Source organism: Vibrio lamellibrachiae (assembly GCF_050337265.1).
GTDB lineage: Bacteria > Pseudomonadota > Gammaproteobacteria > Enterobacterales > Vibrionaceae > Vibrio > Vibrio kyushuensis.
The window spans coordinates 517,000-539,392 of record NZ_JAKJSU010000005.1 but is presented as its reverse complement, the minus strand read 5'-3'; the positions used below and the strand labels follow the sequence as shown (position 1 = coordinate 539,392).

Sequence of the window (22,393 nt, the reverse complement as noted above, 5' to 3'; positions counted from 1 at the left end):
AGAAGGGCATCACTAGTATAAGTGACGATAGAGTAAAATTGAGATGTCGCTGCTAACAGGTGTTTGAGATTGAACTCGACAAGAAAGAGGCTGGAATATAAATTCCAACCTCTTTATAACCGTAATTATATTCTGATTAGCCTGTAAATGAAGGCAGCATTCCCACCATAGACATCAGATGAAAGAGAGCAGTGAAAATACCAAAAGCAATGACAGCAAACACCATTGTATTGCCACCGGGTGCTCTAAAACCGTTATCTCCAGTCTCTGTTCTACGAGCTTTGTAGACAAGAAGTGCCGGAATGATACAAGTCCAAACTGTCGCCGCCGCGCCTGCGTAACCAATAGCAATCACAAAACCGAATGGAAATAGTAGAGAAAGAACTAGTGGAGGTAAAAAAGTCACTAACCAAGTTTTAGTCCGGTCTTGTTTAGTATCCCCAAATTTAAACAGATCGGCAAGGTAGTCAAATACGCCTAAACCAACACCGATGAACGACGAGAGTATTGCAGCCATTGAGAAAATGTTAATTGCATTCTCTACTTTTTCAGACTTTATAACTGAGTCCAATGCGGCTAGAAGGGCATCGACGTTTCCACCTTGATCAATCACTGGACCAAATTGCTCTCTAGGAAGGTTGCCGAAAATACTGAACAACCATAAGCAGTAAAGCCCCAGAGCAATCGCAGTGCCAAACAGAATAGCGTGGCTCGCCTTTTTCTCTTCACCGTAGTAAGAACGCATAGAACTCACTGAATGATGATAGCCAAAAGAAGTCAGCGCGACGGGTAACATAGCGAAAGCATAAGGGGCGTAGTTTGCATCTTTATTAGCGGTGTCAAAAAGGATCGACATATCAACTTTAGCGGCTAATCCTGATACACCAAAAACGAAGCTAAAGATCATAAAGGCGATTAATACAACAGAGATTCGATCAACTGCGCGTGTCGAGTGCCAAACAAAAGTGGAAAAGATCAAAACAAAGAGCACTGATGAGATTTTGCTATTGATCCCGAGTATATCTTGCAGAATTAGACCTGATGAGGTGATGTAAGCGTAGAGTAAAATACCACCAACAAAATAAACCATCAGGTTATTAAACATATTTACTTTTTCACCAAGGATGTCCTTGGTTACGGTATTGAATGAAGCTTTTAAATCATAGGTTTTAAATGCTTCAAGTAGCATCCAACCTGAAATCGTCATTACGATCATGGTTAAGCTGATTGCAATAATTGACCATACCGTCCAAGTTCCGGCACCCGCACTAGGAAGACCAAGCATCCCTGCACCGACACACACGCTGGCGATAATACACGCCCCTCCAATTAAAGAGGGGCTCTTATTTGTAACAGCATTGTCCACTGCTAATGTGGCGTTCTGTTCCATAAATATCCCTTTAGTTTCACGTTATTAAATTAAAGGCCCAAACCTATTCTGAAGATGGTTTTTAGGCGGTCTATATTCAAATGGAGCCTCAAAGCGAGGCTCTATTTGAGGAAGGGGTTATGCTTCTTCTAGAACTTTATCTTCTGATTTTTGAGTAATGTTTGGCTCTACCTCTTTAAGTAAAGCGGTGAAGTGGCGCAATACTGGTGGCTCATAGGTGAACTCCAGTCCTTTTACGTTCGCCGCGTTTTCTTTCACTTTTTGGAATGCTTCGATGACGAAGTCCATATGTGTTTGTGTGTAGGTTGCGCGTGGAATTGTTAGGCGTAGCAGTTCTGCAGGGCAAGGGTGTTGTTTACCGGTAGCAGGGTCACGGCCAAGCAGTAATGAACCAATTTCTACTGCACGAATACCAGCAACTTTGTACAGTTCACAAGCCAGGGCGTGAGCTGGGAATTGACCAGCAGGAATATGTGGAAGAAGCTTTCCTGCATCAACGAATGCAGCGTGTCCTCCTGCTTGTTGGCAGACAATGCCCAAATCTTCAAGACCGTTAACAAGGTATTGAACCTGACCAATACGGTAAGCCAACCACTCTTGACGCATACCATCATAAAGACCAACGGCTAGTCGCTCCATTGCTCCCCCTTCTAGGCCGCCATAGGTTGGGAACCCCTCTTGCACGACACATAAAGTACGGCACTCTGTGTATGCATCCATCATGGATTCGTCTTTGAAACAGAGTAGACCGCCCATTTGCACCATGGCGTCTTTCTTTGCCGACATAGCTAGTGCATCTGCATACTTGTAGGTTTCATGCGTGATCTCTTGAATGCTCCAGTCTTTGAAGCCCTCTTCGCGCTGTTGAATAAAGTAGGCATTTTCAGCGTAGCGTGCTGAATCCATGACGACAGGGATATCGTATTTCTGCGCGATTTCATACACCGCTCTCAAGTTGGCGATTGAAACAGGTTGTCCTCCAGCTGAGTTACAAGTAATCGTACTGACGATATAAGGTACGTTATTTGGCCCAGCTTCAATAATAGCGGCTTCTAACTTTTCAAGGTCAAAGTTGCCTTTGAAATCGGCATTAACGGCGGTATCAAACGCTTCTTCTGTGTAGACATTTTTGGCGACACAGCAGTTAACTTGCGTGTGCCCCTGCGTAGTGTCGAAGAAGTAGTTAGATAGTGCGACCATCTTGCTACGATCTAGTCCTTTTTCTTGTTCTCTCTTCTTAATAAGAACGGGAATATAGATTTGCTCAGCACCACGACCTTGGTGTGTTGGGATAGTATGCTCGTAACCAAAAATATCTTTAACAGCATTTGCTAGAGCGTAGTAGCTACGACTTCCGCTGTATGCCTCATCACCTCGAAGCATAGCTGCTTGCATCTCTTGGGTTATTGCTCCTGTACCGCTATCGGTTAGTAGATCAACAAAGACATCTTCACTATCTAACAAAAATGGGTTCATACCTGATTTTATAATTGCTTCTTCACGGTACTCACGCGTAGTACGTTTAACTGGTTCAATGACACGAATACGGAATGGTTCAGGAAGATGTTTAAAATCGTTCATAATAATACCTTTATATATGATTAGTGTGCTTACACACTCAACTCAATTTGTGTAATGAATTAATTTATCATATCGTTGAATATTTATTTTTGGATGAGAAAGTCTGCACCAAATAAATATCGATGATGTGGTTAAATAGAATTAGACTAATAATTGTGACTGTAAACTTGATATGCAGAATATACTAACGCCAACACTCACATAATAAGCGAATGTTTATTAAGACGTAGCTGTTCTAGAAATCCTATAGATAGCATTACTTTGGCTAATGAAATAGAAGGTATGACCTAGCTATAACAAGAGCGTCAGTAGCAAAAAGCAATAGGTATCAAATTTAGATTGACGAAAAATCGCCGAATGAAATTATTCTGAAGAAAGAAGGAAAGATAACTGAGGATCAATAGTATACCAAGCCAACTGAGTTAGCTTCAAACGGGATTGCGCTTTAAGATACATAGTCATTTTTATGTTCCCTGTTAAAACTGCAATGTATTATTGATGAGTAAATGATAATTATAATTTATATAAATACAAATAAAATTAAAAGATATATGTGATGCATGTACAAATATTCATCACATATAAAGTGTGTACGCAAAGTTATTTCTAAAAAGTGAATGACTAAATGAACAAGGGTGACTGAAACTATATTCAGGTGAAGTGGTTGTTAATTTTAATTAGACGTAACATAAAAATAACCCCGTCTATGTTGATTGCTATCTTTGGTGTGTATATGAAAAAACTAAAGGAAAATTGGTGGAAGGTCAGGTAATCTGTTTTTTCTCTCATTATAAGTTAGTAAACATTCATGAAATACGAACCCTTTGACGACATATATTATCGTGCATCCCAACGTAAAGGGGGTGAAGCCGCACTAGAGTCATTGCTAGTTGAACCAATGAGTAATACACAGTTGGCCACCATTTCCGATGATCGTTTCTTAGCTCAATTTACCAAGTCTATTTTTCAGTCTGGTTTTGTATGGCGAGTGATTCACAACAAGTGGCCTGCATTTGAGGAGGTGTTTTGGGAATTTGATATCGAAAAGCTATTGTTGATGCCCGCAGATATGTTAGAGCGAAAAAGCCAAGATGTAAGAATTGTGCGCAACTTTACTAAGGTTAAAACAGTACCGGCCAACGCTCAAATGATCCGTAATATTCAAAGGGAAAATGGCAGTTTTGCTCAGTTCATCGCAAACTGGCCCGAGGAAGATATTATTGGTCTTTGGCTCTATCTCAAAAAGCATGGGCAACGCTTAGGAGGAAATACCGGGCCTTATGCATTGCGTCAATTAGGTAAAGATACCTTTATTTTGAGTAGAGATATTGAAAGCTACTTTCGAGCTCAGAACCTCATCGAGGGTGGGTTATATAGCAAACGCAGCTTAGAGGCTATCCAACGTGCTTTCAATCACTGGCAAGCTGAATCAGGTCGTAGCCTGACTGAAATTTCTCGTTTAATTGCGTATGGCGTTGGTGAGAACACCGTTCAAGCGTAATTCAGTAGTGCTCAATGTGAGCTATTGAGCACTATGTAATAGGGGAGTCGGGTACTGACATCTAGTAGAGTTATCATATGACTAGCATCGATAAGCTTTATATCACGCCTGTCGACAGCCATAAATCGCGTGATCTAAAAGGCGATCCCCGATTTTTTCTTGATTGGTTATTATCCCCTCTAGAGTCATTCCCACTCGTTCAGCGACGGCGCGGCTAGCAAGGTTATCCGTTGCTGCTGAGAGCTGTACCTTTTCCATTTCCATTTCATTAAAAGCAATATAAATCAACTGGAGAACGACTCGTGTGATGATTCCTTTTCCTTGTTCGCCTTTTGATAACCAGTAACCCACTTCTACTTTTTTAAGGCAATGGTCGATATTATTAAAGCTGCAATTACCAACGATTTTACCTTCAAAAATAATAGCGCATGTCATCGATTTTCCTTCTGCGTAGTCATGTAAAGACCGTTGGATAAACAGACGAAAATCTTGTTCAGTTTGGCAAAATGGCGGCCATGCGAGCCATCGTGATAAGTATTCAATTTGGTCATGAACAAGGTTTGCATAAGAAGTCGCAAAAGACTCCTCCACTAAGGCAATTTTCAGTTGGTCATCTATGGTATAGGTAAACACAGTAAGGGCTCACTCGCAGCTAGGGTTAGTTATGACGCTAGCAAACTCTCAATTATGTGACCATTACTTTAGAGCGGAATTGTGAAAGCTGGGGTAGATAAAAAGCATGAGGTGAAAGAACAAGTAAATGAATTCAATAAGTGCCATGCAGTCAAATTATGAAGCTGCATGGCTGAATAGGTGCTAGTACAGGCTATTTGTTTATGTGAGCTTTGAAGCGAGCTTTGGTCTCTTCATCTGCTTTGTCATACCAAAAGTGAAGCATCTCTTCTGCTGTGTCTGCTGACCCTGATTTTTCAGGTAATTGTACCGGAACAGGCTCGGGCAGAGTCACAGGTATAGCAACCCCCATTGCTGTAATAGCAGCAATACCGCCAGCTCGGTTGTAGTCTTCGACTTCACGTTGGTAATCGCGACCAATTTGCATACCGTCTTTCATCAACTTATCTTGTTTTACTTCAATGGATTGCTCCGATGTATTAACAAGAGCCCAATCAAGATCTTTGATCTGCGCTTGTGCTTCCCTTTCATTACGGAATGTCGGAAGAGAGAATGTTAGCTCTTCATCTTGGGCATCAAATTTAGCAATGATGGTGTCGCCTTCTACCGTTATGCGGTCGTTACTCTTATCAAAGTAAACGTTGTGTCGAAATGCGATCTGGTTTTCACCATTTGGCAGCGTTAATGTTTTTGTAGAAGAGAAAAAACCACCTGATAACTCAGGCTTTTCACCGTTTGCCGTGTATAGATCGATACTGTCTGGAATATTAATTGTGACATCAGCAAAGACAGATTGGCTAATGAGGAGTGCGCAAGTACAGGAGATTGTTTTTATTAGTTTCATTAAATTTTCCTAGCGTGAAGCTCAAAATTGACCTCATGAGATTGCCTAGTAACGGAGCTAAAGGCAATAGAGCAATGTGAGAAGTCTGAAAGTTTTATGCTGATTATTGATGTGACTGATTGTTCTAAGCTTGAGACATTCGATGTGCTTGTATTATGGGCTATAGTCAATGTAATGGAATTACACGTAATCGAAGAGGCAGAGTCATGAGGACGTATTGTAAGCTCGACAGCGCGCCACAGTTACTGCCTTGGTATAACCTTGATTATTGCTTGTCCCTTCTAAATAAACAGATCCTATAACTTCTTTCTATCGATACGTCAGCGTACCTAAGCATTAGCTGTACCATCAAAGGTAACGGTTTTCAGCACGTAGCTTATGCAGTGTTATTTGTATGAATTGCATAGAAAGGAAGTTCTCATGAAACGAATTCCGGAACCATTTCGAATCAAGATGGTTGAACCCATCAAAATGACCACATTTGAAGATAGAAAATCCGCGTTAGAAGAGGCGGGTCTTAACCCTTTCTCTCTTCGTAGTGATGATGTCTATATCGACTTACTCACAGACTCTGGTACTGGCGCTATGAGCGACCATCAATGGGCAGGTTTGATGATGGGAGACGAATCGTATGCTGGCAGCCGAAATTACTACCACTTGTGCGATGCCGTTGAGCACTTTTTTCACTATAAGTTAACGGTTCCTGCACATCAAGGTAGAGGGGCTGAGCAGATATTGTTTCCGGCTCTTATTGAACGCATGCGTCATGTCAGAGGCGGTGATAATCCGGTATTTATCTCTAACTACCACTTTGATACGACCGCAGGTCACATTGAGCTAAACGGTGGCAAAGCAATAAATGTTCTAACGGAAGAGGCGTTTAATACTGATGTCCCATACGATTGGAAGGGAAACTTTAATTTAGAAAAACTTGAAGCGACGATTCGACAATACGGATCTGAAAATATTTGCGCGATTATAACTACGGTAACGTGTAACAGTTCAGGCGGCCAACCGGTTTCAATGGAGAACATGCGGGCCGTGTATAAAATCGCAACCCATTATGATATTCCCGTGGTCATTGATTCTGCGCGTTATTGTGAAAATGCCTATTTCATTAAGCAAAGAGAGGTGGGCTATCAAGATACAAGCATCTTAGAGATCATTCGAGAAATGTACCAATACGGCGATATGCTGACCATGTCCGCGAAAAAAGACTCGTTAGTCAATATCGGTGGCCTTTGCTGTATTCGGGATGATGAAGAGCTGTTCCAAGCAGTGAGAATTCGTTGTGTACCCATGGAGGGCTTCGTGACGTATGGCGGTATGGCTGGAAGAGATATGGAAGCCCTTGCTCGGGGGATGTATGAGGGAGCAGATGAAGATTATTTACATTACCGCATTAGCCAAGTCGCTTATTTGGGTGAGCGCTTAAAAGAAGCTGGAATTCCAATTCAGGATCCCACGGGTGGACACGCTGTATTCGTTGATGCAGCTAAAATATTACCCCATATCCCACCAGAGCAGTTTCCAGCACAAGCTCTCTGTAATGCTTTATACCTTGAAGCTGGGATAAGAGCGGTGGAGATAGGCTCTCTACTGCTAGGTCGTGACCCTAGTACCGGAGAACAAAAAATGGCAGAACTAGAGCTAATGAGATTAACTATTCCAAGACGAGTCTATACTAATGACCACATGGACTATATTGCCGACGCAATCATTGAACTTGCAAAAACAGCGGACCAATTAAAAGGGCTTAAGTTTGAATATGAGCCACCAGTGTTACGGCACTTTACTGCAAAATTTTCCTCAATATAAGTGAGTTTATCTAACCTAATTCAGCCCTTTAGTTACCCTTTGAATAAAGGGCTGTAGCACGTATAGATGTTTTTTCCACTTCATTCTGCCATTTTTATTAAATATTGACTCAGTATTACTTTTGAGATGCAACATATTGCTAACAATTGTTTATTTTTTATTCATGACTCGAAAGTGAGTTTATTTTTTTGCACTAATAAATAAGTTTCTCGAATACTAAGGTTGATGTTCTTCAATTCCCACATTGGGAGCAGCCTGTGTCGGCACGCGCATAAATGAAGTCATAAAAATAGTGCCCACAACTTTATTGAAATATTCAAGGAACGATAACGATATGAATCGTATAACTATCTGTGCAGCAAGTGTCGCAATGGGCCTATCTGGCTTTGCGAACGCAGCTCCGACAGCACCTAGTGTCGACGTCTATGGATCGAATAACCTACAGTTTTCGAAAATAGAATTGGCGATGGAAACAACATCTGGTTACAACCAAATGGTGACCTACCATGATGAGGCTGATATTACTGTTAAGTTTAACCAGTGGAGTGGTGAAACTGGCGACACGTACAAAATCTACTTTGATGGTGTACAAGTTGCGACAGGGCCAATTTCAGGAGGCCAAACTGCGGCAAACTTTAAATACCCAACGGGCGGTTTATTTCAGATGGAGATCGAAGCCTGTGATGCGACCAGTTGTAGCAAAAGTAGCGCAGTAGAGATCACTATCGCAGATACTGATGGTGCACACTTAGCGCCACTTGCAATGAACATTGACACAAATAATAAAACTTATAATACCGATCCAAATACAGTTGTTGGTACCTATTTTGTTGAGTGGGGCATCTATGGACGTGATTACACTGTAGACAATATTCCTGTCGATAACTTAACCCATATTTTGTATGGGTTTATTCCTATTTGTGGCCCTAACGAGTCTGTAAAATCTGTTGGTGGTAATAGCTATAACGCATTAATGACGGCATGTAAGGGAGTCAACGACTACGAAGTGGTTATTCATGACCCTTGGGCGGCATTCCAAAAGAGCTTTACGCAAGCTGGGCATGAATACAGCACGCCAATCAAAGGCAATTACGCAATGATGATGGCGATGAAGCAGCGTAATCCAGACCTAAAAATTATCCCATCAATTGGTGGCTGGACATTATCTGACCCGTTTTTTGATTTCACCGTAAAAACAAACAGAGATACGTTTGTCGCATCAGTTCAGAAATTCCTAAAAACGTGGAAGTTTTATGATGGCGTAGATATTGACTGGGAATTTCCTGGCGGTGGCGGCGCAGCAGCGGATCTTGGTGACCCAGTTAATGATGGTCCAGCTTATGTTGCTTTGATGCAAGAGCTACGAGCTATGTTAGATGAGCTTGAGGCGGCAACAGGCCGTACTTATGAACTGACATCGGCGATTGGTGTTGGGCACGACAAGATTGAAGATGTGAATTATGCAGATGCGGTTCAATACATGGACTACATCTTTGCCATGACGTACGACTTTTACGGCGGTTGGAACAATGTTTTAGGGCACCAGACTGCACTTAATTGCGGTAGCTTTATGCGTCCAGGTCAGTGTGATGGCTCAGGCCTTGATGAAACGGGTGAGCAGTATAAAGGTCCTGCTTATACTGCTGATAACGGCATTCAATTACTATTAGCGCAAGGTGTACCAGCTAACAAGTTGGTTTTAGGTACGGCAATGTACGGTCGTGGTTGGGAAGGCGTGATGCCAGAGTCACTGACTGATCCTGCTGATCCTATGACAGGTGTTGGTAATGGCAAGTTAACTGGCACAACAGCACAAGGTGTTTGGGAAGATGGCGTTATTGATTATAAAGGCGTGAAAACTCATATGCTGGGCGCAAATAACGCGGGGGTTAATGGGTTTGAGTATGGCTATGATGAACAAGCAGAAGCGGCTTGGGTTTGGAACCCAACATCTGGAAAACTGATCACCTTTGATGACGACCGCTCAGTTAAAGCAAAAGGTGCTTATGTTCGAAGCTTAGGCTTAGCAGGGTTATTCTCATGGGAAATAGATGCGGATAACGGTGATATTTTAAATGCTATGCATGAAGGATTGGCGGGTGGTACTACTGATCCTGTTAATCGTAAGCCGACTGCGAGTGCAGGTGTTGACCAAATTGTTGTTGGCCCCGCTACCGTTTCTTTAGATGGCAGTGCTTCAAAAGATACTGACGGAACAATCACTAGCTACTTTTGGGAGCAAGCTTCTGGTACGGCTGTGTCTTTGATTAATGCTACTTCAGCATTAGCAAGTTTTGACGCTTTAGAAGTGACTCAATCTGAAACTCTTACATTCACTTTAACAGTGACAGACAACGAAGGTGCTACAGCGAGTGATACGGTAGTTGTGACCGTTAACCCAGTTGATACCGGCCCTGTTAATACAGCACCTGTTGCAGCCGTAACCGCGCCATCACAAGTTAACGCAGGTGATGTTGTTGTGATTGATGCATCAGGCTCAACCGATGCGGAAGGTGATATTCTAACGTACTCGTGGACTGTACCAGCGTCGTTAGGTGCAACAATAGACGGTGCTACAGTGAGTTTTGTGGCGGCGGAATACACTCAAGATACAACGTTAAGCTTCTCTGTATCAGTTAGTGACGGGGCATTAAGTTCTGATGCATTAGCGAATGTATTGGTTCTGAAAACGTCGTCAGGAGGTGGTGCTTGTACCAACCTTTGGGAAACAGGCGCGGTTTATACCGGTGGCCAACAAGTTTCTTGGGCTGGGAAAGTGTACGAAGCGAAATGGTGGACAACTGGTGAAGATCCTTCTAAATCAGGAGAGTGGGGCGTTTGGAAAGAAGTTGGTGTTGCGGATTGTGCAACCAATTAATAGATAATTCGTCATACTCGATATTGTTTAATTGATATCGGTAGTAAAAAGAAAGCTCTGCTAATTAGCAGAGCTTTTTGTATTTAGGAGTAGAAGAACTTTGGCACTATGAACTAAATTTGATTGTGCATATGTCATCGCTACTACAACGAACGGAAAGTATCGCTAGAGGATTAACTCGTAGCGGTTCGAACCTTGCCTTGTTTTAAGTTTGTAAGTACTTGGTTCTTTGGCCCATCGGCAATAATACTCCCTTTTTCCATCACGATAACTCTGTCAACGATATCGAGCATAGATGTCTTATGAGTGATTAGAATTAAGGTTTCTTTTTCGGTCATTTGACCTAACTGATGTTTTATGTGCATTTCTGAACGGTTGTCCATTGCACTAGTCGGTTCATCTAGAAGTAGTACTGGAGGTCGTCCCAAAATGGCCCGAGCGATTGCAACGGCTTGGCGTTGACCACCAGACAGCAATAAACCACCTTCACCAACTTGGCGCTCTAAACCTGCAGGATCTTGCTGAGTAAAGACCGTTACACCCGCGCGATTGGCCGCGTCCATAACATCTCTATCATCTGCAAGAGGACGACCAAGCGTGATGTTGTCCCGAATGGATCCATAAAATAGGTTACTATCTTGTGGTACACAGCCAATGTTTCGCCTAATATCGATGTGGTGTAGTTGCTTTATATCCGTTTCATCAATTCTCACGCTGCCTTCTGTAGGCTGATATAAACCCATGATCAGACGCTCGAGAGTGGTTTTTCCTGAGCCAATACGACCTATAATTGCTACCTTCTCACCTGGATTAATGGAAAGGCTAAGATCACGTATTGAAGCTACGGGTGAATCAGGATAACTAAATGTCACACGGTCTAATTCGATTTTTCCCTGAACAATTGGCCTGTGTATGTATCGCTTTCCTTCTTCTTGTTCATCGGGCATTTGCATGACTTGTTCAATAATGGTCATTGATGATTTAGCTTGGTTATAACGGGTTGATAGTAAAGAGAGCTGAACCATCGGGCCAATTGCTCGTCCACTAAGCATGGTTGCAGCGATGAGCCCACCCATTGTCAGTTCGCCTTCTGCAATTAAATAAACACCGACGATAATCATTCCAACGTTAGAGGCTTGCTGAACAAATCCGGCGGTATTTTGAATACCATCCGTAATACGTTTACTCTTAATATTCCAATTCGCCATATGAGCAACCGCCTCTTCCCAGCGATATTGGAATTGACTCTGCGCACCGAAAAGCTTGACGGTTTCGAGCCCCGAAATGCTTTCAATCAGGTTGGCATATTTCTGAGAGGCGAGACGAGAGCCCTCTTCAATGGCTCGACGAAGTGGCCCCTGAATAAGCAGTGAGTAAATAACGAGAATTAGTACACCAACGATAGGAACATAAACGATATCACCGGCCATTAACCAGATAAGTACCAAAAACAGCAGTGAAAAAGGAAGATCAATTAAAGACGAAATAGTCGCTGAAGTGAAGAACTCTCGTATTGATTCAAACTCTTGTAAATGCCGAGCAAATGCACCAACAGACGGTGGTTTAGACTCCATACGGATGCCGAGAACTTTACTAAATAGCTTTGAAGATATCAGGATGTCGGATTTTTTCCCTGCAACATCAATAAAATAACTGCGAAGTAGCTTTAATGTAAGGTCAAATAAGAAGATAACGAAAATACCACTCGCCAGAACCCAGAGCGTCTCAAAGGCCAAGTTAGGGACGACTTTGTCGTACACTAAACGAGTAAACATAGGGGCAGCAACAGCGAAGATATTAATCAGAATTGAAGCGATGAGGACATCGCGATAAATCTTCTTTGATTGCCAAATTGTTCCCCAAAACCAGTGTCCTTCGCGTGTTTTTAATACTTCTGGTGATCGCTCATCGTAACGAAATTGCTTTTTGACTAGAAAGTATCGACCAGTAAATTGGGTCTCCAGATCCTCCAACGAAATAACAATGGGAACAAGCCCTGATTCGCCCGTTACGATCTCTGCTTCTTTGTTATCAGCATTGATGCTGTTCAATACACAGGCGTCGCCACCTTTAAGAAGCAAAACAACAGGGAGGATAAGGTCGGGGATTTCGTTAAGTTCAGCTCGATTTTCTTTGGCAACAAGGCCAGCACGCTCAGCTGAGCGTGGAAATAAAAAGGGTGTTAATTTCCCTTCTGATAACGGAAATCCATTGATCAACGCTTCAGGGGAGTTTGCCAATCCATAATAGCGGCTCACATAAATGAGCGAATTGAGTAGCGGGTCCTGCATTCAGTTAAACCTTCAATGTTATTTATCGACAATAAAGCCTTGGAAAACTTCAATAAAGTGCTCAGACAAGAAGTCGAGCTGTGTTTGCGTTTCTACTCTAGACGCGATGGTTTTAATGCCAAGGTTATGGGCAGTTCGAGAGATTGAGGTTAAAGTGAATTTCTGTTTTTCATCATCTAAATGGTGAGTGAATAGGTAATCAAGCTTCACGTAGGCTGGTCTGAACTCATTAATATAATCAAGAGATTGGAAGTTTCGTCCGTAATTATCTACACCAAATTCAGCACCGGCATTACGAACGGCATTACAAAACAGAGCCGTATGGTGTGGTGAGGTGTTGAAACATGTTTCTGGGATCTCGAAATGTAGCTTGTCAGCCACAGATTCGTGTTTCGCCAGCTTTTGTCCTATCCAACGAATGAAGCTTGGTTGAGCGATACTAGATTGCGAAATGTTGATCGCTATAGGGTCGACAAGTTCTTTGTTTTCAAGCTTATCTATCATTGCTGTAATGACGAATTCATCAAAGATGTGGCTTGCGTTTAGCTGCTCTAGAGCAAATAGATATTGGTTGGCACTAAATCGTTCGCCATCTTTTTCAATAGAGGAAAAGACTTCTCGGTGATAGGTTTGTCCCCAACTATTGTTGGCTGCCTGAAAGCGGAATTGGAAAAGGTTATTGTGAATGGCTTCGTCAACCAATGCTTTCCACTGCTGTTTACCCATGAGGTTTTTACTGCTGTCGCTCGAAACGTACCCGTAGGCGATTTCCGGGTTTGATTTGGCGTTAGCGAGTGCATTATCAAGCAAACTCAAAATCTCAGTAGACGATTTTGATTCTTTAGTGTGAACAACGCCCAGTGATAAGTTAAGAGCAGCAGTTCCAGTTGGGTCAGAATTGATATCTTGGACATAGCTTAGCAAGCTATCAGCGACAATTTTCAGTTCACTGTCGTCCATGTTAGGGAAAATGAAACCAAACTCTTCTGTCGAAATACGAGCAATGGTGAGGTTAGGAAATGAGATCGAAATCTTTAGATGATCGGCTAATTGCTGAACCATGCCATCGCCAGATTCATAACCTTTTTCATCATACAGTTCTTTGATAAACCCAGCTTCAAGGATAGCAACGCCACCACTTGAATTTTCATTTAGCCAAGCGTTCAGCTGGTTCATATAGTAGGCGCGGTTACCGAGTTTAGACACAGGATCGATATATGCGCGTTCTCGTAATTGTTGTGCTTCTTTTGCTTGAGCTTGGAATGCTTTTTCGACTTGGGCCGACATTCGGTTGATCCCATCAACGACATAGATAAGATCTTTAGTGGCTGGTCTTGGAAGCGGTTCGCCAAATTGGTTCTTAGCGACCTGTTCCATCTTCTCTACAATGAGCTGAAGTGGTCTTAACGCGCGTTTAAGAATAAAGGCGATTGAGACAAGACCAATGGTGAAAATCATGCTGAAAGCGATAACCAAGCGTTTGAGAGCAATCCAGAGTTGACTGTATGCTCCGCCAGGGTGACTTACAATTTCAACTTCCGCTAATTGCATCCAGCCACTGGTCACAACGCGTCGATCGTGGATACGCTGAAAAAGATGTAAATCAGTAAACCACGTAGGAACATCGCTGGGTTTAACAGGGTAAGAGCGTAGAATCTCTTCCCCGGAGTCTAGGAAGATTAACCTAACAACAGCGTAGCTACTGCCATCGAAAAGGGCATTAATTACCGACTCAACCGCAACGGTGTCCTTATCTTCAAGATAAGGCGCAAGTGCTAACCCAACCGTGTTGATCGTGTTATTGACTTCAGAGCGTTGCTGCTGCTCTAGGTTATCTCGTGTGGTATTGAACTCGATAATAAATACTGATGCCATCAGCATAATAAATACCGCAATCATACCCGCGACAAGCTGTTTATATAGTGTCATGTTGCTTACTCATCGTAACTAACAATAGGTTTGTTAAGTTTTAGTGATCGTTCTCTTGCTCTTAGGTCGTTCCATAAGCTCAAGCGAGAGGATTTGCCAGCCAACTGGCCTTTTTTCGATTTCATCAGCCATAAGTTCTTACCGTTGAAACTGTATATCGGCAGTAGATCTTTTCGTTGTGACGCTGGTTTAATCTGTCCGTTTATATTGTCTAAAATGACTGGTTCAGCACTTGGTGTAGAGTAGTACGCTAAAACCATATGAAACTGATTTAGTTCGATAGCTTTAACATAAACTAATCGAAGCTTTTTATCTGAAACACCTAGCTCAAGGAGGGAAAAATATTTCGCGATTGTGAAGTCTTCACAATCTCCTGCATTACTTCCCAAAAACTCAAGTGGTGTCGCCCAGTAGTCTTTTTTTCCCCAAAGGTGAATGTCATTAACAAAATTGAGTTGGTTAAAAAATCGATTCACCTCTGTTAATTGATCTCGTTCAGGTAATCCATGAAAAATTGCGATCTGTTTGCGCCATGTTTCGACTCTTTTTCCGCCTCTTTCGCCATATGTACGACTTACGGCATCTACCCACTGTTGCTCTCTAGTATTTAGAGCAACAGAGCTAGTTGAAGTAAAAAGTACCAGTAGTAATACAAGGCAGTATTTATACATGACTACAAGTGCGTCAAAGTGTTTAGGTGCACTAGGGCGATCAATTTCAGCATTTCTGATCCTTTAGAATATGAATTGTTGTCATTCTTTTAATGCGTTTTCTTTAGCACCTAATATAGGTTTTAGTAGATAATTCATGACAGTTCGCTTACCTGTAATGATATCAACAGAGGCTGTCATACCCGGTATTATGGGCAATGAATCATCTTCCCCAAGACCTGTATGTTCAGTTCGTACTCGTACAAGGTAATAACTATTACCTTCTTCATCTTGTGTTGTATCAGCACTGATATGTTCAAGTGAGCCTTCTAGTCCACCATACTTGGTAAAATCATAAGCACTAAATTTTACGATCGCTACCAAGTCTGGGCGTAAAAAAGCAATGTCTTGTGGCGCTATTTGAGCTTCTACTAGCAAAGTATCTTCAGCTGGAACAATCTCGACAATGTCCATCCCTGGCTGTATTACCCCACCAACGGTATTAACGTATAGAGTTTTAACCGTGCCATTCACTGGGGATATAACAACGGTTCGATTAACTCTGTCTTCAAGCCCAATCGTTGATTCGGTAATTGAAGAGAGTTTATCCTGTGCTTGATTGAGCTTTTCTTGCTGCTCAGAACGAAATTTCTGCGCGGCATCAATTCGACTAAGCATAGATTCTCTAATAGCAGACCGTAAAACAGGCACTTTTAATTCACTTGACGTCATTTCACGACGAGTATCATTCACCTGACGTTCTAACTTCAGTAATTCGATTTTAGGAACGACACCTTCATCTGCGAGAGGACGTGTAATTTCGAGTTCTTTTAGGGCAAAGCTGTAGCCTCTTTTGAGGTTTTTAACTCGAGCTTGAATTTCGACCAAATCTTGAAGTTTCTGAGTGACTTGTTGATCAATGACGGAGATTTGGTTTCTCAAATTATTCAGATCTTGGCGGTACTCGGCAATTTGCCTCGCAACCAATTTAGGTTGTGCTTCGGATAAGATAGGTGGAAAGGCGAGTTTTCCATAATTTAAGGTAACGTTGGTGCGCCAGTTACTTTCATCGAACTCTTCATTAATGACAACACTGGTCATCGATGCCGATAGTTGTAGAACGTTTGCGGTTAGATTGGCGACTTGTTGTTCGCGCTCGCGAAAATCGGAACGAAAACGAGTATCATCAATCAGTAATAGCTGCTGACCTTCCTCTACGAAGTCACCTTCTCGCACGAGAATCTGTTTAACTAAGCCACCTTCTAAGTTCTGGATGACCTGAAGTTGAGACGAAGGAACGACTTTCCCTTGGCCCACGGTTACCTTGTCAATTTCCGCCCATGACGACCATGCGATCGCGATGATGAAGAAAAGAATCATGACCCATAACATGACTCGTGCACTACTAGGAGTGTTTAGAAGTAGCGCAGCTGTTTTGTCATCAACATAATCTAATTCTGTAGGAGAGAGCTTTTCATAACTGCCTTTGCTCACGGTGTATCCTTACGATAACTATTATTCTATTGATTTTATTACTACTTGAGCCAAATGTTAAGGTTTTGATAACGATTATCACTCATATGTATTGGCTTTCGGTAATGCTTAGTGCCAGCTTTGTGACCCATCATTTAGTTTAGCAACCTTTTCAAAGTTCGTTTGCTGTGACATTTCTAACATCAGACTTGAGTTCTAGACGCTATCAGAGCACAATCGATGAAAAATAATCAGGAGTTGAAATGGAACTTTCAGATATTCGTCGTGAGTACGCGAAAGATGGATTGAGAAGAAGTGACTTAAACGCTAATCCAGTTGAGCAGTTCAATGTTTGGCTTCAACAAGCTATTGAAGCAAAGTTGACGGATCCGACTGCGATGACGGTCGCGACAGTCGATGAGAACGGGCAACCATTCCAGCGTATTGTGTTATTAAAAAATGCTGATCAGAACGGTTTTGTGTTTTACACAAACTTAGGTAGCCGAAAAGCACAACAAATAGGCGTAAACAATAAGGTGAGTCTACACTTCCCGTGGCACCCAATGGAGCGTCAAGTACATATTACTGGGACGGCCGAAAAATTGAGTGCGATGGAGAATATGAAGTACTTTACCTCTCGCCCTAAGGATAGCCAGATTGCAGCGATTGCCAGTCGTCAAAGTAGCCGAATCTCAGCTCGCGGAGTATTAGAGGGCAAATTTCTCGAGTTGAAGAAAAAGTTTGAGAAAGGTGAAATACCCGTACCAACATTTTGGGGTGGATTTCGAATTAGACCTGAAACAATTGAATTTTGGCAAGGTGGCGAGCGCCGCTTGCATGACCGTTTTTTGTTTTCCCAACATGACGGGCAGTGGGATATCGATCGACTAGCACCGTAGGTTTGTTGTTTTGTAAGTTATATAGAAAAGCCGCTAGTTAATAGCGGCTTTGTTATTTTTATTGGTCAGAAAAGGTTAGTTAATTTCTCTAATGATTCTGAACCCGACATAGTTTGATGCAGACTCTGGTGCAACAAACAGTCTTTCATGTGATGAAGCCATTGATGGGGAGAAGCTCCAAGCTCCGCCCTTTGACATACCACGGCGATCATTGGTCCACTCCCATACATTACCAACAGTGTCATATAAGCCCATGTTATTAGGTTTAAATGCACTTACTGGAGAGGTACTAGAGTTTGACCATGGTGTGCCACTCCAACCAGTATTCGCTTCGCCTGTTTTAAATTTGTCGCCCCACCAATAATTTGTTTCAGAGCCAGATCTCGCTGCGATTTCCCATTCATCTTCAGTAGGCAGGCGATAGTTGTAACCTGTTTGTTCGCTAAGCCACTTTGTATAGGCTGTTGCGTCATTTTGGCTAATACAAACAACAGGGGAGTTCGAATATTGTTTGAAGCCAGGGTTTCGCCAGTAGCTATCTGGGATTGGCGTGATCTCAGATCGTTGAATCGTCGTACATACTTTGGTTAGCTCAGCATCAGTTTGATAGTTGGTGCTATCGATGAAATTTTCAAACTGATTCACTGTTGTTGGTGTCGCTCCTATTGCGAAAGCATGATCAAGGTGAACTTGCTTTGAACCATGTTTGCCAATGAGATACGTTCCTGGCACAAAAGTGACTAGGCTTGGCGCAACTCCGTCGCTAGACAATGCATCAGCAAATATATCGCCCGCTGCTAGCTCGTTCTGGTTCTCACGTAGAACAGCACGGAGCTGGTGATCTGAGTTTATTTTTAGCTCTTGGTTGAACGAGCTATAACCTTCTTTAGCAACACTTATCATATGAGCGCCGACTGGCAGCATTATTTCAACAGGTGTACTGCCGTAGCTTACGCCATTCACTGATACGCGATCATTATGCTGATTCGAACGCACCACTAAATTAACCCAAGCGGTCTCTTTTTGCTTAACTTGGCTTTCATTGTATTGACCAGGTGCAAAACAGTACTGAGAATCAAGGCCAAGCAGACTACAAGCAGTAACTTCAGTGGGTCTAGCATCTAATTGAACATCCATGACAGCACGGTAACGCTTACCATCATAAAAGCCTGATTCAATTGTTTTATGGCGCAATACATGAATGTTAAGAGAGACTTTATCTAGGTTCTGCTTAATCAGATTTTCTTCTGTCGTGTCAGCAACCAACGTAGCTTGGAACTGATTGACGGATTTTTGCAGTGCAAGATCGACAGTTTGTTTGTCACATTGAGCAATCGTCATGTTGGCAGCACAGACGTTAGTAAAGCTAACTTTTTGAGTGCCTGACTGTCTAAGTTCGTACTTCAATCGATCTGCTCGAGCGCGTAATTTAGAGCTGTCGAGGTGAGATATATTCTCTTCGATCGCGGCGACGTTGCTTATTTTTGTCAGAAGAAGGGATTGTTGCTCTTGAAGCTTTTGCTCTGCTTCAAGACGTAAAATTTGGTTTTGCTTTACTTCAGCCCAAGCCTCTTGGTAATTAGTTTGAGAGGAAGTGAGATCGAGTTCCGGCTCATCGATCATGCGTTGATAGTCACGCTCTAGATTCGATTTCGCTTTCGCTAATGAACGATCAAGCTTTTTAGCCTGCTTATTGACGCTAGCTAATTGATCTTCTTGCTTATCAACTGCTTGCTGTTGGCTATCTCTGTCCTTTATAGCACTCGATAACTCAGCATGTTTAGTGAACAATGCATCATCTATTGCAATCACGGATGTAGGAACATCTTCTGCAATAGTAGAGGTTGCAACTAGACAAGGAGCGAGAGCTAGTAAGAGAGCGGGTAAACCTTGACGCATTGTTTTCCTACTTCATCAAATTAATAATATATGGTTGATTGTAAGTAAAACACCATTTTGTCCTAAGTCGCCGAGTGGTAGCTTGATGACAAAATGGTGTAGCTATTGAGTCCTTGTAAGAGCAAGTCGTTGTATGCTTAACCATAATTTAGACTTTCACTCAAATACCAGACTTATTAGCTTTGCTTACTTGGACGTAGTTTCACCCAAACGGTGTCATTACCATTAATAGTAAGAACACGATTGTAAGTTTCATATCCACTTTTAGATACGCTAACTTGATGACGTCCATTCGGTAGAACAACTTCAATAGGAGTACTACCGTAATCAACGCCATTGATAACGACAGAATCATTATATTGATCTGAACGAACGGTTACGTTAGCCCATTTTTTATCGTTTTTCTTCGTAGTCGCTGCTGCTTCACCTCTTAAACAGTATCGAGGAGATACGTTAAGTAACTTACATGCTGCCACAGCTTCTGGTTTTGCTTGAAGCTGAGATTGTAGTTGGGTGAAGTACTCATTATTACCTTCAAAGCCGCTACGGATAACTTGGCTTTCTTGGATGTGAATATTAAGCTGAACACCTTTAAGGTTTTGTTTCGCGATCACTGATTCAGTTAGATTGCCAAGCAACTTAGCTCTAAACGATTTTACTGCCTTTTGTTTAGTTAAGTGGCTACCTTGATTTGCACATTCGCCAAGTGTCATTGTTGTTGAACAAGTAGTTTTATAACTTGTTTCAAGAACATCACTTTCACGAAGCTCTGACTGAATTCGCTTAACTCTCGCATCGACACGAAGTTCTCTCAAATTTGAAAACTCAGTATTAAGGCGAGCTTGCTTTTGTTTTACTTGAGAAAGACGCATTTCTGCTTCAGTTATGGCTTGCTCGTTTTCAAGCTTGCTCGATTGGTTTTCTTTAACCGCAGCCCAAGACTCCTGATACTTCTTCTGGAAAGAAATAAGATCAGTTTCAGGATCATCAAGCAAGCGACTGTATTGCTTGTCTAGCGCAGATTTAGCTCTGTTGCGCTTCGCATTAAGTTCTTTCTCATTGCGATTTAGACGAGCTTGCTCGTTTTTAAGCTGTTGAAGTTTGCTACCTTCAGCTTCAAACTCTGAAGAGATAGTATTCAGTTCGTTTTGCTTAATATTAATTTTTTCATCGATAGCGGCAACCGGATCGATCTGGTTGGCTTCTTCCGCGTTCACCGATAGAGATACCCAAAAAGGGATTAGCGCAAGCAATAGCGCTGGGATTCGACGTTTGATCATAGGTCCCTGCAACAAATTAACGTGTTAACCCACTTATTCATCAGTGGAAAAGACAAACTTTTGACGGGCTTTTGACTGCCTCATAACAAATATTTTGTTTCTATTTGTACGGAAAATTTATCAATAACAAGTCGATAGAAAAGTTTGGTAGATAAATTTTAAGTCGTACAACGTCCATTCTGGTCTTTATCTTAAAATATGCAAGCCTATAATTTGATGCAGCATCCATCTATATCGATTGAATAGACATGAACCGTAATTAATGTGCACTCGATCATTGTTCCTTTTACTGTGGTGCTCAAATAAACATCAATTCCTATTGTGAGTGTGCCTATGTGTTCATATTGTTATTCGTTAGCTACTCCTCATGCAATTTGCGATGGTTTTGCTGTAATATGCGATATAACTACAGAGTCGAAAGCCTTAAATGAAAGATAATAATAAGACGACCAAATCAGATTTAATTGGCAGAGCCAATCTTTTGTCGCCAAAGCCTGCGGAATTAGTCACTCTACCGTCGTATATGGACTGTCATGACCATCAATACACTCAAATTGTGATTGGGCTAAAAGGAAAAGCCGAGTTTGAAGTCGCCGGTAAAGGCAACCTAGTCGGCCCAGGACAAGGTTGTGTTGTGACATCAGGAAGTGATCATGCTTTTGGTGCTGTCGTTGGTAATTCACAAATATTGGTCTTGAATATGCCAATGCCTAGTGACGATGATCCTCTAATCTTGCAGAAGCTCAATCAACTGGCTAATTCGGACACCTATTTCCAGTTAGATGGGCAGATTCAAAAAATCATTCAAATGTTGACCGTCGAAATGCAGTTGAACCCCGATGACCAGTTATTAAGCAGAGCATGTAATGACACGGTCATTGCGCTATTTCAGCGCCATATTTCTCATTTTGAGCACTCTAAAAAAGACTCTCGCTTTGATTTGGACGCTATTGAACGTTATGTCGAACAGCACTTGACGCAAAAGATCTCGGTCGCTCAGCTCGCTGGCAGCGTGTTTTTAGCTGAAAGCCAATTCCATCATTTATTTAAGGAGCAGATGGGAATTACCCCTCATCAATACGTATTGGGTAAGCGAATTGATCGGGCCAAATCTCTAATTGAAAAAGGGCAATACTCTTTAGGACAAGTGGCAGAGCTATCTGGGTTTTCTGGGCAAAGTACCTTCACTCACAGCTTTTCAAGGTTGCAAGGTATGTCACCAAGACAATATAAAAATATACATAATGTTAAGTGAAGCCAAATAATCCGCACATTACATTGCTTAAATGAATGTGATTTTGTTTATGTTCTGTTAATTATCGTAGAA

The 22,393-nt window shown here is 42.0% G+C and carries 15 protein-coding genes; 5 read left to right on the top strand and 10 right to left on the bottom strand.

Annotated elements, in window-relative coordinates:
• Window positions 1-136: 136 nt before the first annotated feature.
• Together L4C54_RS07980 and tnaA are read right to left on the bottom strand one after the other, a co-directional pair.
• Window positions 137-1,390 carry an aromatic amino acid transporter gene (locus L4C54_RS07980; RefSeq protein ID WP_428807748.1) on the bottom strand — a complete coding sequence of 418 codons (1,254 nt, stop codon included), beginning with the start codon at window positions 1,388-1,390 and terminating at the stop codon, window positions 137-139.
• Between the two features lie 117 nt (window positions 1,391-1,507).
• Window positions 1,508-2,971, bottom strand: coding sequence for a tryptophanase (gene tnaA, locus L4C54_RS07975; protein WP_428807747.1), 1,464 nt, complete (start codon window positions 2,969-2,971; stop codon window positions 1,508-1,510).
• An 808-nt stretch (window positions 2,972-3,779) separates the two neighbouring features.
• Here tnaA and L4C54_RS07970 point away from each other — a divergent pair.
• Window positions 3,780-4,472 (top strand): DNA-3-methyladenine glycosylase I, encoded by a 693-nt coding sequence (locus L4C54_RS07970; RefSeq protein WP_428807746.1) that lies wholly within the window; start codon window positions 3,780-3,782, stop codon window positions 4,470-4,472.
• 102 nt (window positions 4,473-4,574) lie between these two features.
• On the opposite strand, the gene L4C54_RS07965 is transcribed toward L4C54_RS07970, so the two are convergent.
• Window positions 4,575-5,105 carry a GNAT family N-acetyltransferase gene (locus L4C54_RS07965; protein ID WP_428807745.1) on the bottom strand — a complete coding sequence of 177 codons (531 nt, stop codon included), beginning with the start codon at window positions 5,103-5,105 and terminating at the stop codon, window positions 4,575-4,577.
• A gap of 193 nt (window positions 5,106-5,298) precedes the next feature.
• Window positions 5,299-5,949: a DUF2057 family protein gene (locus L4C54_RS07960; RefSeq protein ID WP_428799739.1), complete on the bottom strand. Its 651-nt coding sequence runs from the start codon at window positions 5,947-5,949 to the stop codon at window positions 5,299-5,301.
• 420 nt (window positions 5,950-6,369) lie between these two features.
• Here L4C54_RS07960 and L4C54_RS07955 point away from each other — a divergent pair, with 420 nt between their 5' ends.
• Together L4C54_RS07955 and L4C54_RS07950 are read left to right on the top strand one after the other, a co-directional pair.
• Window positions 6,370-7,767 (top strand): tryptophanase, encoded by a 1,398-nt coding sequence (locus tag L4C54_RS07955; protein ID WP_428807744.1) that lies wholly within the window; start codon window positions 6,370-6,372, stop codon window positions 7,765-7,767.
• A gap of 334 nt (window positions 7,768-8,101) precedes the next feature.
• Window positions 8,102-10,645, top strand: coding sequence for a glycosyl hydrolase family 18 protein (locus L4C54_RS07950; protein ID WP_428807743.1), 2,544 nt, complete (start codon window positions 8,102-8,104; stop codon window positions 10,643-10,645).
• Between the two features lie 173 nt (window positions 10,646-10,818).
• On the opposite strand, the gene L4C54_RS07945 is transcribed toward L4C54_RS07950, so the two are convergent.
• From L4C54_RS07945 to L4C54_RS07930, 4 genes are all read right to left on the bottom strand, one after another.
• Complete coding sequence (locus L4C54_RS07945; RefSeq protein WP_428807742.1) at window positions 10,819-12,936, bottom strand: type I secretion system permease/ATPase; 2,118 nt, start codon at window positions 12,934-12,936, stop codon at window positions 10,819-10,821.
• A gap of 18 nt (window positions 12,937-12,954) precedes the next feature.
• Window positions 12,955-14,865, bottom strand: a complete 1,911-nt coding sequence (locus tag L4C54_RS07940; RefSeq protein ID WP_428807741.1) for a bifunctional diguanylate cyclase/phosphodiesterase — start codon at window positions 14,863-14,865, stop codon at window positions 12,955-12,957.
• A gap of 5 nt (window positions 14,866-14,870) precedes the next feature.
• Window positions 14,871-15,536 carry a transglutaminase-like cysteine peptidase gene (locus L4C54_RS07935; RefSeq protein WP_428799744.1) on the bottom strand — a complete coding sequence of 222 codons (666 nt, stop codon included), beginning with the start codon at window positions 15,534-15,536 and terminating at the stop codon, window positions 14,871-14,873.
• A gap of 81 nt (window positions 15,537-15,617) precedes the next feature.
• Window positions 15,618-17,009: an HlyD family type I secretion periplasmic adaptor subunit gene (locus tag L4C54_RS07930; RefSeq protein ID WP_428807740.1), complete on the bottom strand. Its 1,392-nt coding sequence runs from the start codon at window positions 17,007-17,009 to the stop codon at window positions 15,618-15,620.
• Window positions 17,010-17,251: 242 nt separating this feature from the next.
• Here L4C54_RS07930 and pdxH point away from each other — a divergent pair, with 242 nt between their 5' ends.
• The gene (pdxH, locus tag L4C54_RS07925; RefSeq protein WP_428799746.1) at window positions 17,252-17,887 is read left to right on the top strand and encodes a pyridoxamine 5'-phosphate oxidase; all 636 of its coding nucleotides are present in this window, start codon (window positions 17,252-17,254) and stop codon (window positions 17,885-17,887) included.
• 75 nt (window positions 17,888-17,962) lie between these two features.
• Here the strand turns inward: pdxH and L4C54_RS07920 are convergent, their stop codons facing one another.
• A complete protein-coding gene (locus L4C54_RS07920; protein ID WP_428807739.1) occupies window positions 17,963-19,786 on the bottom strand; it encodes an SUMF1/EgtB/PvdO family nonheme iron enzyme in 1,824 nt (607 codons plus the stop codon).
• A 176-nt stretch (window positions 19,787-19,962) separates the two neighbouring features.
• Window positions 19,963-21,066 carry a PEGA domain-containing protein gene (locus L4C54_RS07915; protein ID WP_428807738.1) on the bottom strand — a complete coding sequence of 368 codons (1,104 nt, stop codon included), beginning with the start codon at window positions 21,064-21,066 and terminating at the stop codon, window positions 19,963-19,965.
• 427 nt (window positions 21,067-21,493) lie between these two features.
• On the opposite strand from L4C54_RS07915, the gene L4C54_RS07910 reads away from it, so the two are divergent.
• Window positions 21,494-22,321, top strand: a complete 828-nt coding sequence (locus L4C54_RS07910) for an AraC family transcriptional regulator (protein ID WP_428807737.1) — start codon at window positions 21,494-21,496, stop codon at window positions 22,319-22,321.
• Window positions 22,322-22,393: the final 72 nt, after the last annotated feature.

Excerpts from the sequence above, each read along its gene's own strand:
- L4C54_RS07980 (WP_428807748.1), bottom strand. The coding sequence starts at position 1,390 with ATGGAACAGAACGCCACATTAGCAGTGGACAATGCTGTTACAAATAAG.
- tnaA (WP_428807747.1), bottom strand. The coding sequence starts at position 2,971 with ATGAACGATTTTAAACATCTTCCTGAACCATTCCGTATTCGTGTCATT.
- L4C54_RS07970 (WP_428807746.1), top strand. The coding sequence starts at position 3,780 with ATGAAATACGAACCCTTTGACGACATATATTATCGTGCATCCCAACGT.
- L4C54_RS07960 (WP_428799739.1), bottom strand. The coding sequence starts at position 5,949 with ATGAAACTAATAAAAACAATCTCCTGTACTTGCGCACTCCTCATTAGC.
- L4C54_RS07955 (WP_428807744.1), top strand. The coding sequence starts at position 6,370 with ATGAAACGAATTCCGGAACCATTTCGAATCAAGATGGTTGAACCCATC.
- L4C54_RS07950 (WP_428807743.1), top strand. The coding sequence starts at position 8,102 with ATGAATCGTATAACTATCTGTGCAGCAAGTGTCGCAATGGGCCTATCT.
- L4C54_RS07945 (WP_428807742.1), bottom strand. The coding sequence starts at position 12,936 with ATGCAGGACCCGCTACTCAATTCGCTCATTTATGTGAGCCGCTATTAT.
- L4C54_RS07940 (WP_428807741.1), bottom strand. The coding sequence starts at position 14,865 with ATGACACTATATAAACAGCTTGTCGCGGGTATGATTGCGGTATTTATT.
- L4C54_RS07935 (WP_428799744.1), bottom strand. The coding sequence starts at position 15,536 with ATGTATAAATACTGCCTTGTATTACTACTGGTACTTTTTACTTCAACT.
- pdxH (WP_428799746.1), top strand. The coding sequence starts at position 17,252 with ATGGAACTTTCAGATATTCGTCGTGAGTACGCGAAAGATGGATTGAGA.
- L4C54_RS07920 (WP_428807739.1), bottom strand. The coding sequence starts at position 19,786 with ATGCGTCAAGGTTTACCCGCTCTCTTACTAGCTCTCGCTCCTTGTCTA.
- L4C54_RS07915 (WP_428807738.1), bottom strand. The coding sequence starts at position 21,066 with ATGATCAAACGTCGAATCCCAGCGCTATTGCTTGCGCTAATCCCTTTT.
- L4C54_RS07910 (WP_428807737.1), top strand. The coding sequence starts at position 21,494 with ATGAAAGATAATAATAAGACGACCAAATCAGATTTAATTGGCAGAGCC.